The organism is Rhodovulum euryhalinum (assembly GCF_004342445.1).
GTDB classification, from domain to species: Bacteria; Pseudomonadota; Alphaproteobacteria; order Rhodobacterales; family Rhodobacteraceae; genus Rhodovulum; species Rhodovulum euryhalinum.
The window spans coordinates 67589-83019 of sequence record NZ_SLWW01000014.1 but is presented as its reverse complement, the minus strand read 5'-3'; the positions used below and the strand labels follow the sequence as shown (position 1 = coordinate 83019).

At 68.7% G+C, this 15431-nt stretch carries 15 protein-coding genes; 11 read left to right on the top strand and 4 right to left on the bottom strand.

Annotation, left to right across the window (positions count from 1 at the left end):
• Positions 1-3: 3 nt before the first annotated feature.
• Genes truB through rbfA form a run of 3 tightly spaced genes read right to left on the bottom strand, consistent with a single transcriptional unit; the run spans position 4 to position 2109 of the window.
• Positions 4-909, bottom strand: a complete 906-nt coding sequence (truB, locus tag EV655_RS15515) for a tRNA pseudouridine(55) synthase TruB (RefSeq protein WP_132546272.1) — start codon at positions 907-909, stop codon at positions 4-6.
• Between the two features lie 56 nt (positions 910-965).
• On the bottom strand, positions 966-1721 hold the full coding sequence (locus tag EV655_RS15510) for a phosphodiester glycosidase family protein (RefSeq protein WP_132546271.1): 756 nt from the start codon (positions 1719-1721) through the stop codon (positions 966-968).
• The gene (gene rbfA, locus EV655_RS15505) at positions 1711-2109 is read right to left on the bottom strand and encodes a 30S ribosome-binding factor RbfA (RefSeq protein ID WP_207901993.1); all 399 of its coding nucleotides are present in this window, start codon (positions 2107-2109) and stop codon (positions 1711-1713) included. The genes EV655_RS15510 and rbfA overlap by 11 nt, the downstream gene beginning before the upstream one ends.
• Before the next feature lie 83 nt (positions 2110-2192).
• Between rbfA and dapB the strand changes: the two genes are divergently transcribed.
• Both dapB and EV655_RS15495 read left to right on the top strand, forming a co-directional pair.
• Entirely contained in the window at positions 2193-3002 is an 810-nt protein-coding gene (dapB, locus tag EV655_RS15500) for a 4-hydroxy-tetrahydrodipicolinate reductase (protein WP_132546269.1), read from the top strand.
• Between the two features lie 111 nt (positions 3003-3113).
• Positions 3114-3476, top strand: a complete 363-nt coding sequence (locus tag EV655_RS15495; RefSeq protein ID WP_132546268.1) for a dihydrodipicolinate reductase — start codon at positions 3114-3116, stop codon at positions 3474-3476.
• Positions 3477-3567: 91 nt separating this feature from the next.
• Here EV655_RS15495 and EV655_RS15490 read toward each other — a convergent pair whose 3' ends face one another.
• On the bottom strand, positions 3568-3747 hold the full coding sequence (locus EV655_RS15490) for a DUF1674 domain-containing protein (RefSeq protein WP_132546267.1): 180 nt from the start codon (positions 3745-3747) through the stop codon (positions 3568-3570).
• A 73-nt stretch (positions 3748-3820) separates the two neighbouring features.
• On the opposite strand from EV655_RS15490, the gene EV655_RS15485 reads away from it, so the two are divergent.
• The 9 genes from EV655_RS15485 to EV655_RS15445 all read left to right on the top strand — a co-directional run bounded on the left by EV655_RS15485 (position 3821) and on the right by EV655_RS15445 (position 15429).
• Complete coding sequence (locus EV655_RS15485; protein WP_132546266.1) at positions 3821-5101, top strand: RsmB/NOP family class I SAM-dependent RNA methyltransferase; 1281 nt, start codon at positions 3821-3823, stop codon at positions 5099-5101.
• A gap of 136 nt (positions 5102-5237) precedes the next feature.
• On the top strand, positions 5238-6974 hold the full coding sequence (locus EV655_RS15480) for a heparinase II/III family protein (protein WP_132546308.1): 1737 nt from the start codon (positions 5238-5240) through the stop codon (positions 6972-6974).
• A 5-nt stretch (positions 6975-6979) separates the two neighbouring features.
• Positions 6980-8569 (top strand): bifunctional phosphoribosylaminoimidazolecarboxamide formyltransferase/IMP cyclohydrolase, encoded by a 1590-nt coding sequence (gene purH, locus EV655_RS15475; RefSeq protein ID WP_132546265.1) that lies wholly within the window; start codon positions 6980-6982, stop codon positions 8567-8569.
• Positions 8570-8573: 4 nt separating this feature from the next.
• Complete coding sequence (gene lspA / locus EV655_RS15470) at positions 8574-9044, top strand: signal peptidase II (RefSeq protein ID WP_132546264.1); 471 nt, start codon at positions 8574-8576, stop codon at positions 9042-9044.
• A gap of 53 nt (positions 9045-9097) precedes the next feature.
• Entirely contained in the window at positions 9098-9616 is a 519-nt protein-coding gene (locus tag EV655_RS15465) for a DUF3035 domain-containing protein (protein ID WP_132546263.1), read from the top strand.
• 91 nt (positions 9617-9707) lie between these two features.
• Positions 9708-11054, top strand: a complete 1347-nt coding sequence (locus tag EV655_RS15460) for a M16 family metallopeptidase (protein WP_132546262.1) — start codon at positions 9708-9710, stop codon at positions 11052-11054.
• Entirely contained in the window at positions 11051-12370 is a 1320-nt protein-coding gene (locus tag EV655_RS15455; RefSeq protein WP_165905370.1) for a M16 family metallopeptidase, read from the top strand. Before EV655_RS15460 ends, EV655_RS15455 begins: the two co-directional genes overlap by 4 nt.
• A gap of 42 nt (positions 12371-12412) precedes the next feature.
• Positions 12413-14245 carry a DNA mismatch repair endonuclease MutL gene (gene mutL, locus EV655_RS15450; RefSeq protein ID WP_132546261.1) on the top strand — a complete coding sequence of 611 codons (1833 nt, stop codon included), beginning with the start codon at positions 12413-12415 and terminating at the stop codon, positions 14243-14245.
• On the top strand, positions 14242-15429 hold the full coding sequence (locus EV655_RS15445) for a DNA recombination protein RmuC (RefSeq protein WP_132546260.1): 1188 nt from the start codon (positions 14242-14244) through the stop codon (positions 15427-15429). The genes mutL and EV655_RS15445 overlap by 4 nt, the downstream gene beginning before the upstream one ends.
• The last annotated feature ends 2 nt before the right edge of the window (positions 15430-15431 follow it).

Genomic DNA, 15431 nt, shown 5'->3' with positions numbered 1-15431 from the left:
CGTTCAGGTACAGAACACCCGGTGCGGATGCAGTTCGCCCGCCTTGTAGACGCCCACCGCAACCGCCTCGCCATCGTAGGACGCCCAGGCCTCGTCGCCATATTCCACGTCAGAGGCCAGCACGAGGCCGGGATTGCCGTTCCGCATCCGCGCCGCGCCTTCGGCCGTGGTGTGCAATTCGGGCAGGTCGGCCAGCCCTTCTTCCAGCGGGCGAAGGAAATCGTCCAGCTCGGGCGTCTTCGCCAGTTTCTCGATCAACTCCATGCCGATCCCGTCCTCGGCGTCGAACGGTCCCGACCAGACACGGCGCAGCTCGGTCACATGGCCGAGACAGCCCAGCGCCCGGCCAAGATCGCGCGCGATGGACCGGACATAGCCCCCCTTGCCGCAGATCATTTCCAGCACGACGTGGTCGGCATCGGGCCGCGCCACCATGTCCAGGCTTTCGACAAAAAGCGGGCGTGCGGCGATCTCCATCTCCTCGCCGGCCCGGGCGCGGGCATAGGCGCGTTCGCCGTCGATCTTGACGGCCGAGAATTGCGGCGGCACCTGCTCGATGTCGCCCACGAATTGCGGCAGCGCGGCTGAAATCTCGGCATCAGCGGGGCGCAGATCCGAGGTTGCGATCACCTCGCCCTCGGCATCGTCGGTGTTGGTCGCCTCGCCCAGCCGCACGGTGAACCGATAAGCCTTGAGCGCGTCGGTGACATAGGGAACCGTCTTCGTCGCCTCGCCCAGCGCCACGGCCAGAACACCTGTCGCGGCCGGATCCAGCGTGCCCGCATGGCCCGCCTTCTTGGCACCGAAGGCCCAGCGCACCTTGTTCACCACCGCGTTCGAGGTGATCCCGGCGGGCTTGTCGATAACCAGCCAGCCCGAAATGTCGCGTCCCTTGCGGCTGCGTCCCACGCCTGCACCCCCTGATCGTTGCAAGACCCGCCTGCTAGCGAAGCGGGCGGGCGCCGTCAACGCGGCGCATCACCGGGGGCGTCCACCAAGGCGCCGACGATCGGCCCCATCGGCAACCCGATATCGGACCGGCCCAGTTCGGGCGCGTAAAGCCGCGAGATCTTGCCGTCAAGGTAAAGCGCGTTGGGCGTTTCCAGCACGTCGCGAAACAGTCGGCCGAATTCGTGGAACGTCACTGGCCGGTCCGAGATCGCGAAAAGGGCGCGGCCATCTGCCGTCACCCCCACCCCGTTCCGGACGAAACGGGAATCGCTGTCGGGCAGGAACCGGGGATGCAGCGCGCCGTCGATCACCAGCATGGGACCGGACTGCGTGGCGTAGCGGCAGGCGGGCGGCTCGGCCAGGTAGGCGCGCGTCTCGATCACGCGCGCCACCCCGTCGGCCAGACACAGGATACCGTTCGGCAGCAGCCCGAAATTTCCCGGCCCGGCCGAGGCCACGGCTGGCGCCTGCTGCTCGCCACCTTCGATGTAGAGGCCCACGGGCGACCGGTCGGCGTGATACATGCCCGCGTTCATCGCAAAGGCGAGCGTCTTGCCTTCGCCCGCCAGCATCAGGTCGACGCGGGCGAAACTGCCCAGCACCGCGCCGGTCGTGTCCAGCCGGAACAGCCTGAGTTCGACCCGGGCAGGATCGGTCTCGCAGACGACATAGCCCCGCCCCTCGTGCGCGACATGGCCGCACTCCGCCCGCGCCGCAGCGGGCAGCACCAGCAACGCGGCCAGAAGCCCGGCGAGTCTCCTAGTCCTCATCGGTTTCGGGGGCGGCGAGATCACGCCGGACATTCTCCTGCGAAAGCAGGTGGCGGGTTTCGTCCATCCGGTCGAAGGTCTCGTCCAGTGCGAACCGCAGTTCCGGGGCGAATTTCAGCGTCAGCTTGCGGGCGACCAGGCGGCGCAACTCGCCCCGGTTCCGCCTCAGCGCCGACAGCGCCTCTTCGGCCCCTCGCCCGCCAAGCGGCAGCACGAAGACCGTCGCCACCTTGAGATCGGGCGATGTGCGCACCTCGCCCACGGTGATCGACACGGCGTTGAGTTCGGGATCATGCACATCGCCGCGGGCCAGAACCTCGGACAGGGCGCGGCGGATCAGTTCGCCGACGCGAAGCTGCCGCTGGGAGGGGGCGGACGATCTGGACATGGCCTTCATCTAGGCGATGCCAGCCGCTTTGCCAAGCGCGCGCGAAGCGGCTACATGGGGCCGGGCGACGAATGGAGGGCAAGATGGCGAACCTGCCGGGCATCGTGATCATGGGCGCGTCGGGCCGGATGGGCCAGATGCTGATTCACACCGTTCTGCAAAGCGAGAAGGCCCGCCTTGTCGGCTGTGTCGAGCGTGCGGGACACCCCTGGGTCGGCCGCGACGTGGGCGAGGCGATGGGTGGCCCGCATCTGGGCCTTGCCGTCACCGACGACGCGATCGACGTGATCGCCCAGGCCCAGGCGGTGATCGACTTCACCACGCCCGATGCGACGGTGGCGACCGCCACGCTGACCGCGCAGGCCCGTGCGGTGCATGTGATCGGCACAACCGGATTCGGACCCGAGCACCTGCAAAAGCTCAAGGCCGCCGCGCAGCACGCGGTGATCGTGCGGGCGGGCAACATGAGCCTTGGCGTGAACCTGCTGATGCAACTGACGCGCAAGGTGGCCGCCGCGCTTGACGCCGATTTCGACATCGAGATCGTCGAGGCACATCACCGCCACAAGGTCGACGCGCCCTCGGGGACCGCATTGATGCTGGGCCAGGCCGCGGCCGAGGGGCGCGGCGTCGCGCTCGACGAGGTAGCCGATCGGAGGCGCGACGGCATCACCGGCGAACGGGCGCGGGGCGCGATCGGCTTCTCGGCGATCCGGGGCGGCGACGTGGTCGGCGAACATGACGTGATTTTTGCCGGCATGGGCGAGCGGGTGGTGCTGCGCCACATTGCGACCGACCGGGCGATCTTCGCCCGCGGCGCGCTCCGGGCGGCGCTCTGGGGTCAGGACCGCAAGCCGGGCGAATACGACATGCTGGACGTGCTGGGGCTCTAGGGGCGCGTTCAGACAGGGCGGCTCGATCGCGCGGACCTTGACGATTCATCCAATCGCAATGGTTCTGCGTAACCCTGAGCAAGCCTGTCAGAACGACAACGGAGACTTGCGATGAAGCTCGCAACCATTCTCGCCGCCGCGGCCATGACAATGCTGACCGCAGCGCCCGCTTTTGCCGAAAGCTTCCGCCCGGTGGAAAGCCGGTCGGGCTTTCTCAGCCTCGTGGACGGCAAAAGCTTGAAACGCCTTGGAATAAGCCTTGCAGTGACGCCCGGCGGTGAAATCCGCGGCGAAGCCTTCGGGCGGCGCGTCACCGGGGCCTGGCGCTGGGACGGCAAGTATTTCTGCCGTGACCTCTCTTTCGGAAACCGTGACATCGGCCCGAACTGCCAGCTGGTGCTGGTCAATGGCCGGACCGTGCGATTCGTCGCCGACAAAGGCGCCGGCGAACACGCGGATCTGAGGATCGAATAGCCGCGCCGAACGCGCGCCCTGCGCCGTCGCCCCGCCTGTCCGAACGGCCGGCGGGGCACATTACCGATGGCCTCGCAACCGCGCGTTGCGATCAGAAATCGACAGCAATACCCTTCTTTTCCCAGTCGCCATACCGTACCGGTTCTGGGCCGTCTCGGCCGCCAAGTTCCGTCGGCAGATCAAGCTCACGCGCAGCCCGGCGGCGCTCATCGGCCTCCTGCAGCGCGCGGAGCGCCTCGGGCGGCAGGTCGCTGCGGGCGGTATCGGTCATGGCGAGGCCTCCTTGCCGGTGGGTTCAGGGTGATATACCCGGACCGGATCGAGGGGCAAGCGGGACCGGACCGATGGGCAACACCGACACCAGCGCACGGCGCGCAGCCCTGCAACTTCTGCACGGGGTGCTGGACGAAGATCGGCTGATCGCCGAGCTTGCTGGACCGGACGGCCCGCTCGGCATGCTCGACCCGGCGGGGCGCGCGCGGGCGCAGCGGCTGGCGGTTTCCACGCTGCGCCACCTGGGACAAGCAGATGCGGTCCTGAAACCCCATCTGCGCAAACCACCCCCTTCGCCGGTGCGCGCAATCCTGTGCCTTGCCACGGTCGAAATGCTTCAGGAGGGCGCCGCCGCCCATGGGGTGGTGAACGCGGCCGTGTCGCTGGCCCGGTCCGAACGGTCGACAGAGGCGATGGCGGGCCTCGTCAACGCGGTTCTGCGCAAGGTGGCCGAAACGCCGCGGGCCGCGTGGCAGGCGCTGCCGCCCCAGCGGCTGCCGGGCTGGCTGCGCGGGCGGCTGGACAGCGCCTGGGGCCGGGCGGCGGTAACCGGGATCGAGGCGGCGCACGGGGCGGGCGCGCCGCTGGACCTGACCCCCCGGGATGGCGATGCCGCGGCACTTGCGGCGCAGCTTGGCGCAGAAGCGCTGCCCACCGGGTCGGTACGGCTGATGGCACCGGGTCAGGTCTCGGCGCTGGCGGGCTATGGGGACGGTGCGTGGTGGGTGCAGGATGCCGCCGCCGCCCTGCCCGCCAAGCTGTTGGCGCCGCGGCCGGGCGAGCGGGTACTCGACCTGTGCGCCGCGCCGGGGGGCAAGACCCTGCAACTGGCCGCGGCCGGGGCGCAGGTAACGGCCGTCGACATCTCTGCGGTGCGGATGGCGCGCGTCGAGGAGAACCTGGCGCGGACGGGGCTGTCGGCCGATCTTGTCGTGGCCGACCTGATGGAATGGACTCCCCCGGCTCCCGCGGACGCGATCCTGCTGGATGCGCCCTGCTCGGCCACCGGCACGATCCGTCGCCACCCGGATCTGCCGTTTGCCAAGGACGCCGCATCCATCAAGCCGCTGTTCGCGCTGCAGGCGCAGATGATTGACCGCGCACTTGCGATGCTGGCCGCCGGCGGGCGGCTGGTCTATTGCACCTGTTCGCTCTTGCCCGAGGAGGGCGAGGCGCAGGTCGCGGCGGCGCTGGCGCGTCACCACGGCCTGAGCGCGATTCCGGCCGAGGCCCCCTGGATCGAGCCCACATGGCGCACGGCCCACGGCGCGCTGCGGCTGCGCCCCGATTTCTGGCCGAATCGCGGCGGGATGGACGGATTTTACATCGCGTGCCTGGCCAAACCCGGATAAGCGGGGTTTTCGGCGGTGACAGCGGCTGGCCCCGCCGGTATTGTCCGCCGCGCAGGCATCGAGGCCCGAGAGCAGATCCCAACCCATGGCAGGCGCGTTGCAGAGCGATCCTCCGCCGCGGCGGCGCGGTGACATGATGAACCGAGTTCAGGCGCGGCTTTCGACGTTGGCGAGCCCGGCCACCGCCATCGTCTCGCAGCCCGAGCCGCGTTCGATCGGCAGCTTTGCCCGCGGGCGCCAGCTTTGCGCGGGCAACTTCCTGTTCGCCGGCGATCTGGTCGAGGCGCCCGAAACCGCGATCTGGGACCTCGCCATGCCCGGCCCCCGCTTTGAGGCGGACCTGCATGGCTTTGCCTGGCTCGACGATCTGGCCGCGGCGGGTGACGGGGCGGCGCGCAAGCGGGCCCAGGACTGGACGCTGGGCTGGATCGACCGCTATGGCAGCGGGCGCGGCCCGGGCTGGACCCCCGATCTGGCTGCCCGACGGCTGATCCGCTGGTTGCACCACGCGCTGATGCTGCTGAACGGGCTGACGCCCGCCCAGTCCGCATCGGTCTTCCGGTCCCTCGCCCAGCAGACCAATTTCCTCGCCCGGCGCTGGAAAAGCGCGCCAAGCGGCCTGCCGCGTGTCGAGGCGCTGACCGGGCTGATCTATGCGGGCCTGTCGCTGACCGGGATGGAGCGCCACCTTACCCCAGCGCTGAAGGCGCTGGAACGGGAGTGCGACCGCGACATCGACGATGGCGGCGGGCTGCCAACACGCAACCCCGAGGAACTGCTCGAGGTCTTTACCCATCTGACCTGGGCCGAGGCGGCGCTGACCGGCGCAGGCCGCGAACCCGCGCCGGCCCACCGCGCGGCGATCCAGCGCATCGCGCCGACGCTGAGGGCACTGCGCCATGCCGACGGTGGCCTTGCCCGGTTCCACGGGGGCGGGCGCGGGTCCGAGGGGCGGCTTGACCAGGCGCTGGCAGAGGCCGAGGTCAAGCCGCGCCCGGTGCGCGGGCTTGCGATGGGCTATGCCCGGCTCGCCTCGGGGCGGACCACGGTGATCGTGGATGCGGCACCGCCCCCCGTCTCACAAGAGGCGCACGCCTCGACGCTCGCCTTCGAAATGACGTCCGGCCGGCGGCCGGTGGTGGTCAATTGCGGCGCGGGTACGGATTTCGGGGCGGAGTGGCGCCGGGCAGGACGCGCCACGCCGTCGCATTCTACCCTTGCCATCAAGGGCTTTTCGTCATCCCGTTTCGCACCCAGGCAGCGGGGCGGCCGCCCGTCGCTGTTGGCCGAGGTGCCGAAGACCGTCGAATTCCGAATCGAGTCGGGTCTGGCCGGGCACAGCCTGACCGCCTGGCACGATGGCTACGGACCAACCCATGGCCTCACCCATGTCCGCCAGCTGATGCTGGCCTATGACGGCCGGGCATTGTCGGGCGAGGACACGCTGGCCGCCTTTACCGACGACGAGCGTGCGGTGTTCGACCGGGTGATGGACCGCAGCGGGCGGCAGGGCGTCGGCTTCGACATCCGGTTCCATATCCACCCGGATGTCGATACCGAGATCGACATGGGCGGCGCGGCGGTGTCGCTCGCGCTGAAAAGCGGCGAGATCTGGGTGTTTCGCCACGACGGGGCGGCCGAACTGCAACTGGCGCCCAGCGTCTATCTGGAAAAGGGCCGCGCGAAACCACGCGCGACGAAACAAATCGTTCTCTCCGCCCGCGTGATGGACTATGCGAGCCTCATCACATGGACCCTGGCCAAGGCACAGGACAGCAGCGCGCGCGCCCCGCGCGACCTCGATCAAGAGGACGAGACGGAGGCGTGGGTGCTGCCCTGGGCAAGGCGGGACCGACCAGAATCCGAAGGATGATCCCCATGACCGATCTCGTGCCCGTGCGCCGCGCCCTGCTTTCCGTTTCCGACAAGGAGGGTCTGGTCGAACTCGGCCGGGCACTGGCCGCGCGCGGGGTGGAACTGCTGTCCACCGGCGGCACGGCGCGCAGCCTGCGCGAGGCGGGGCTGGGCGTGATCGACGTGGCCGACGTGACCGGCTTTCCCGAGATGATGGACGGCCGGGTCAAGACGCTGCACCCGATGGTCCATGGCGGGCTTCTGGCGCTGCGCGACAATCCCGACCATGCCGCCGCGATGGAGAAGCACGGCATCGGCGCGATCGACCTGCTGGTGGTAAACCTCTACCCCTTCGAGGAAACCGTTGCCGCAGGCGCCAACTATGCCGAGTGCATCGAGAACATCGACATCGGCGGCCCGGCGATGATCCGCGCGGCGGCCAAGAACCATGCCTTCGTGGGCGTGGTCATCGACACCGAGGATTATGCGGGCCTGCTGGTCGAGCTTGAGAAGAACGACGGCGCGACCTCGCTGGCCTTCCGGCAGGGGCTGGCGCAGCGGGCCTATGCGCGGACGGCGGCCTATGACGCGGCGGTCTCGACCTGGATGGCCGGCGCCCTGGGCGAGACGTCGCCCCGGCGCCGGGCCTTTGCGGGCGCGCTGGCCCAGACGCTGCGCTATGGCGAGAACCCGCACCAGAGGGCGGCGTTCTACGTCGACGGGTCGGACCGGCCTGGGGTAGCCACGGCGACCCAATGGCAGGGCAAGGAACTGTCCTACAACAACATCAACGACACCGATGCGGCCTTTGAGCTGGTCAGCGAGTTCCTTCCCGCCGACGGCCCTGCCTGCGCCATCATCAAGCATGCCAACCCCTGCGGCGTTGCCCGTGCGGCCACGCTGCAAGAGGCCTATCGCCGCGCCTTCGACTGTGACCGGACCTCGGCCTTCGGGGGGATCGTGGCGCTGAACATGAAGCTGGACGAGGCGACCGCGCGCGCGATCTGCGAGATCTTCACCGAGGTGGTGATCGCCCCCGCCGCCGACGACGCCGCCAAGGATGTCTTCGCGGCAAAGAAGAACCTGCGCCTGCTGACCACCGGGGGCCTTGCGAACCCCGCCGAGCCGGGGCTGGCCTTCCGCCAGGTTTCGGGCGGGTTCCTGGTGCAGGACCGCGACACCGGCCGCCTGCGGCGCGAGGATCTGAAGGTGGTGACGAAACGCGCGCCCTCCGAGGCCGAGATCGCCGACATGCTGTTCGCCTGGACGGTGGCCAAGCATGTGAAGTCGAACGCCATCGTCTACGTCAAGGACGGCGCGACGGTGGGTGTGGGCGCGGGCCAGATGAGCCGGGTCGATTCCACGCGGATCGCCGCGCGCAAGTCGATGGACATGGCCGAGGTGCTGGGGCTTTCGGCCCCCCTGACCAAGGGCGCGGCGGTGGCCTCCGATGCTTTCTTCCCGTTCCCCGACGGCCTGCTGGCCGCGGCGGATGCGGGCGCGACCGCGGTGATCCAGCCCGGCGGCAGCATGCGCGACGACGAGGTGATCGCAGCGGCCGACGAGGCGGGGCTGGCCATGGTGTTCACCGGCATGCGCCACTTCCTGCACTGACGCGATGCGGGTTCTCTGGATCACCGCGGCCCTGGTCTTCGCGCTCGACCAGGCGTCCAAGATTTACATCGTGCAGGTGCTGGGCCTGGCCGAGCGGCTGCGGATCGACGTTTGGCCGCCCTACCTGACCCTCAGGATGGCGTGGAACCGCGGCGTCAATTTCGGGCTTCTGTCGAATGACAGCGACCTTGGCCGCTGGCTGCTGATCGGGGTGGCACTGGCAATCGCCGCAGGGGTGGCCATCTGGATGGCGCGTGGGGCGCACAGGCCGGTTGCGCTGGTGGCAGGTGGCCTGCTGGTGGGGGGCGCGCTGGGCAACGTGATCGACCGGCTGGTCTACGGTGCGGTTGCGGATTTTCTCAACATGTCCTGCTGCGGGATCGACAACCCCTATGCCTTCAACGTGGCCGACATCGCGATATTCGCCGGCGCGTTGGGGCTGTTCGCCTTTACCGGCCGCGAGAACACCCCGTGACGGCGCGGGAGGCTTGCGCTAAAGAGGGCGGGATCGGACGGAGGACGAACGCGATGCGATCCGCGCGGATACTGCTTCTGGGGGCCGCGATGGCCGCTGTTCTGGCTGGATGCAGCCGGGACAAGACGCCCGAGCTGATGAACCTGCGCTCGCAGACCCGCGGGCCGGACGAGTTTGCGGTGATGCCCGGCAAGCCGCTGGAGATGCCCGAAAGCTTCGCCGAACTGCCGCCGCCGACGCCCGGCGCCCCCTCGCGCACCGATCCCACGCCCGAGGCGGATGCGATCGCCGCCCTTGGCGGCAATGCGGCCCGTGGCGTGCGGGGCGACAACGGGCTGATGGCCCATGTCTCCCGCTACGGCGTCAGCCCCTCGATCCGCCAGACGCTGGCCGCCGAGGATCTGGAATACCGCCGCCAGAACGACGGTCGGCTTCTGGAACGGGTGTTCAACGTCAACGTCTATTTCAAGGCGTATCGCAAGCAGTCACTGGACCAGCATGCCGAACTGGAACGCTGGCGCCGGGCGGGCGCACGAAACGTGGGCGCACCGCCCGATCCCGCGGCCGAGTAGCGGCGCGCCTCACAACTCCGTTCCGACCGCTTGAAAACGGCGGGGGTCTGCGTAGGTTTTCCGGAACCGTTCAAGGTAAGGAGAGTCCCCGATGCGCCCGATCCGCCTTGCGCTTGCCGCACTTCTCGTGACGGCCCTGCCCGCACGGGCAGAGACGGTCACGGATTTCACCCTCGGCAACGGGCTTGAGGTCGTGGTGATCGAGGATCACCGCGCGCCGGTTGTGGTGCAGATGGTCTGGTACCGCGTCGGCGCCGCGGACGAGCCGGCGGGAAAGTCCGGCATCGCGCATTTTCTGGAACACCTGATGTTCAAGGGCACCGACGATCTGGGCCCGGGTGAATTCTCGGCCATCGTGCAGGCCAATGGCGGATCCGACAACGCCTTTACCTCGTGGGACTACACCGCCTATTTCCAGCGCGTCGCAGCCGACCGGCTGGGCCTGATGATGGAGATCGAGGCCGACCGGATGAGGGACCTGCGGCTTGCCGACGGGGACGTTCTGACCGAACGCGCGGTGATCCTCGAGGAACGCAACCAGCGCACCGAGAACGACCCCGGTGCGCTGTTCTCGGAACAGCGGCGCGCGGCGCAATACCAGAACCACCCCTACGGCATCCCGATCATCGGCTGGAAGCACGAGATGGAGGGGCTCACCAGAGCCGACGCCCTGGCGTTCTACGAAACCTATTACGCGCCGAACAACGCGATCCTCGTGGTGGCCGGCGATGTCGACCCCGACGAGGTGCGCGCGCTTGCCGAAGAACATTACGGCCCCCTCGCCCCCTCCGGGGCGCTGCCCGAACGCGCCCGCCCGCAGGAACCGCCGCAACTGGCAGAACGCCGTTTGAAATTCGCCGATCCGCGCGTGGCGCAGCCATATGTCCTACGCACCTATCTTGCGCCCGAACGCGACCCGGGGGCCCAACAGACCGCCGCGGCGCTGACCTATCTGGCGCAAATCCTCGGCGGCGAGGGCGCGAATTCCGTGCTTGGCGACAAGCTGCAATTCGAAGCCCGCACGGCAATCTACACCTCGGCCTTCTATGACGGGCTTTCGCTCGATGACACGACATTCGGCCTCGTCGTCGTGCCCGCGCCCGGCGTCGGCCTCGACGAGGCCGAAGCGGCGCTGGATAACGCGCTGGCCGAGTTCCTGGCCGAGGGCATCGATCCCGAACTATTCGCAACGCTCAAGACGCAGACCCATGCCTCGGAGATCTTCTCGCGCGACAGCGTGCAGGGGCTGGCGCGGCGCTATGGTGCGGCGCTCACCTCGGGGCTGACGGTCGAGGACGTGCAGGCCTGGCCAGACATCCTTCAGGCGGTAACGCCCGAGGATGTGATGGAGGCCGCCCGCGACGTGCTGAACCGCAGCAACGCGGTGACCGGCTGGCTGGAACGGCCCGCCGACGAGCGCACGGAGGTGACGCAATGAGCATGGTGCGCATCCTTGCCATTGCCGGGCTTGCGCTCTGGCTTGCCCTTCCCGCCCGCGCCGCGATCGAGATCCAGGAGGTCACCTCGCCCGGGGGCATCGACGCGTGGCTGGTCGAGAGTCACGAGATCCCCTTTGTCGCGCTGGAAATCCGTTTCCGGGGGGGCGCAAGCCTTGACGCCCCGGACAAGCGCGGCGCAATCAACCTGATGACCGCGCTGCTGGAGGAAGGCTCGGGCGAGATGGATGCCCGCGCCTTCGTCCGTGCACGCGACGCGCTGGCCGCATCTTTCCGGTTCGATGCGGGACAGGATGCGATTTCAGTCTCTGCCCGGATGCTGACCGAGAATCGCGACGCGGCAGTGGACCTGCTGCGCCAGGCACTGCACGAACCGCGCTTTGACGCGGACGCGATCGACCGGGTGCGGGGGCAGGTTCTGGCGAATATCAGGTCGGACGCCAAGGATCCGGGAACCATCGCTGCGCAGACCTTTGACAGGCTGGCCTTTGGCGACCACCCCTATGCCAGTGCAAGCGACGGCACCGAGGAGAGCGTCGCGGCATTGACCCGCGACGATCTGGTCGAGGCACATGCAAGGGTGATCGCGCGCGACCGCATCCATGTCGCGGCCGCGGGCGACATCACCGCCGAGGAACTGGGCGCCTTGCTGGACAGGCTGTTCAACGGCCTGCCCAAGACCGGCGCCCCCCTGCCCGACCGGGCGGCCTATGCGCTCGATGGCGGCGTGACAGTCGTGCCCTTCGACACGCCGCAATCATCGGCGGTCTTCGGCCACGAGGGGATGGAGCGCGACCATCCCGACTTCTTCGCCGCCTATGTGATGAACGAGGTGCTGGGGGCGGGAGGTTTCGAATCGCGCCTGATGAAGGAGGTTCGGGTCAAACGCGGCCTGACCTATGGGGTCTATTCCTACATCTACCCGATGGACTATGCCGCCCTGATGCTGGGGCAGGTCGCATCCGCCAACAACCGGATGGCCGAGGCGATCTCGGTGATCCGGGACGAGTGGGCGAAGATGGCGGCCGAGGGTGTGACCGAGCAGGAACTGGAGGACGTCAAGACCTACCTGACCGGGGCCTATCCGCTGCGCTTCGACGGCAACGCGCCGATTGCCCGCATTCTTGTCGGCATGCAGATGGAGGGGCTGAGCCCCGACTACGTGAACACCCGCAACGACCAGATCATGGCGGTGACGCTGGAGGATGTGCGGCGTGTGGCGGGCGAGGTCTTGCAACCCGACCGGCTGCACTTCGTCGTGGTGGGTCGGCCCGAGGGGCTTGAGACCACGAACTGAACCCTGTGGCAGAATCGGGGTGGGCGTGCTAACCCTTGTGGCATGAACTCGCCCAACCCCAAGATAAGCGCCGATCTGCCCCGGATACGCCAACTCGACGAGGCTGCGATCAACCGGATCGCGGCGGGTGAGGTGGTCGAACGCCCGGCCTCGGCGGTCAAGGAACTGGTCGAGAATGCGCTGGACGCGGGGGCGCGGCGTATCGACGTTGCGATCGCCCATGGCGGCAAGACCCTGATCCGTGTCGCCGATGACGGGCACGGGATCGCGGCCGAGGATCTGCCGCTGGCACTGGCCCGTCACGCGACATCCAAGATCGACGGAACGGACCTTCTGAACATCGCGAGCTTCGGCTTCCGCGGCGAGGCGCTGCCCTCGCTGGGCGCGGTCGGGCGGCTGGCGATCACCAGCCGTGCCCCGGGGGCCGAGGCCGCACAGATCGAGGTTTCGGGCGGGCGCATGGGGCCGGTCACGCCAGCCGCGCTGACACGCGGCACGGTGGTGGACCTGCGCGACCTTTTCTTCGCCACGCCTGCGCGGCTTAAATTCCTGCGCACAGACCGCGCCGAGAGCCAGGCGATCGGCGATGTCGTCCGGCGGCTGGCCATGGCCGAGCCTTTCGTGGCCTTTACCCTGCGCGATGTCTCCGAGGGGGGCGAGGGCCGCGTCACCTTCCGCGCCGATGCCGAGACGGGCGACCTGTTCGACGCGCTGCGCGGGCGGCTGGCGCGGGTGCTGGGCGCGGATTTCGCCGAGAATGCGCTGAGGATCGACGCCGAGCGCGAGGGCGTGGCGCTGGTGGGTTATGCCGCGCTGCCGACCTATTCGCGGGGTGCGGCGGTCGCGCAATACCTCTTCGTCAATGGCCGTCCGGTGCGGGACAAGCTGCTGATCGGGGCGCTGAGGGCCGCCTATGCCGATTTCCTGTCGCGTGACCGTCACCCGGCGGCGGCGCTGTTCGTCGAGTGCGACCCGACCTTCGTGGACGTGAACGTGCATCCCGCCAAAGCCGAAGTCCGGTTCCGTGAACCGGGCGTAGTGCGCGGGCTGATCGTGTCGGCCCTGCGGCATGCGCTGGCCGAGGCGGGGCATCGGGCATCGACGACGGTTGCGGGCGAAACGCTGGGCGCGATGCGGCCCGAACCGACCGCGCCGCGCCTCTACCAGATGGACCGTCCCGGCCCGCGTGTGCTGGCCGTGGCGCACAGAGCACAGGCCCCGGCGCCGCTCGCGCCCGGCTTCGCCGACCCCTCGGCCCGGTTCGAGGCGGCCGAGTCCGCGCCCGGGGCGGAAAGCCTGCCGCTGGGAGCGGCGCGTGCGCAGATCCACGAGAACTACATCCTCGCCCAGACCGAGACCGGCATGGTGATTGTCGACCAGCATGCCGCCCATGAGCGGCTGGTCTACGAAAAGCTCAAGCGCCAGATGGCGGACACCGGGGTGGCCGCGCAGGCGCTGCTGATCCCCGAGATCGTGGACCTGTCCGAGGACGACTTGGCGCGGCTGATGGAGCATGCCGGGACGCTGGCGCGGCTCGGGCTGACGGTCGAACCCTTTGGCCCCGGCGCGGTGGCGGTGCGGGAAACGCCCGCGCTGCTGGGCGAGGTGAACGCGGGCGCGCTGATCCGCGACATTCTCGACGATCTGGCCGATCTGGGCGACAGCCAGACGCTTCAGGCGCGGATCGAGGCGATCCTGTCCCGCGTCGCCTGCCACGGCTCGATCCGCTCGGGCCGGCGGATGCGGGTGGACGAGATGAACGCGCTGTTGCGCGAGATGGAGGCGACGCCCCATTCCGGCCAGTGCAACCACGGGCGGCCAACCTACGTGGAACTGAGGCTGTCCGATATCGAAAGGCTTTTCGGGCGGCGATGATCGAGATCGGCAGGGACATCGTGATCGGCGGGCGGACCTACGGCTGGGACGATCCGGCGGTGATCGGCGCGGGGGTCGTCGCGGCGCTGGTGATCCTTGTCGTCACGCTGCTGATCCTGACCGTGCGCCGGTCCGGGCGGTCGGCGTCGCTGGCCGAACCCCTGATCTACCAGATGGACCAGTTGACCCGCCGGGTCGAGGCGCTGGGCGAGGGACAGCACCGGCTGGCGGGCGGGCTGACCCACGTGTCCGAGGCACAGGCGGCGAGCCAGGCCAACATGCTGCGCCTGATGGAGGCGCGGCTGGCGCAGGTCTCGGAGCAGATGAACCAGAACCTCGAAGGCACCTCGCGGCGGACAGCGCTGTCGCTGGGCGAATTGCAGCAGCGGCTGGTGACCATCGACAAGGCGCAGGCCAATATCGAGAAGCTGTCCGGCGACGTGCTGTCCCTGCAGGACATCCTGTCGAACAAGCAGACCCGCGGCGCGTTCGGGGAAATCCAGCTGCACGACATCGTGTCCAAGGCGCTGCCCAAGGACAGCTACGTGATGCAGGCGACGCTGTCGAACGGCAAGCGGGCGGATTGCCTGATCCACCTGCCGAATCCGCCGGGCCCCATCGTGATCGACTCGAAATTCCCGCTGGAGGCCTACGAGGCGCTCAGGCGCGCGGAAACCCAGTGGGAACTGAACGAGGCGGCCAAGCAACTACGGACCTCGGTGCGCGCCCATATCCGCGCGATTTCAGAGAAATACATCCTGGAGGGCGAGACGGCGGATGGCGCGCTGATGTTCCTTCCCTCCGAGGCGGTCTATGCGGAACTCCACGCCAATTTTCCGGAACTGGTGCGCGAGGGGTTCGAGGCGCGGGTCTGGATCGTCTCGCCCACCACCTGCATGGCGACGCTGCACACGATGCGCGCCATCCTCAAGGACGCGCGGATGCGCGAACAGGCGGGCGCGATCCGCAAGACGCTGAAGCAACTGCACCGGGACGTGGAACTGGTGGTCGAGCGGGTGGACAAGTTGAACACCCATTTTGGCCAGGCGCGCGCGGATCTCGAGGGGATCGGCACCGCGGCCGAGCGGGCGGGCAAGCGCGCCGCCAGGCTCGACAATTTCGATTTCGAGGAACTGGAGCCCGACGAGCCCCACATCGTTGCCCTGACGAAACCCGCCGAGTAGGC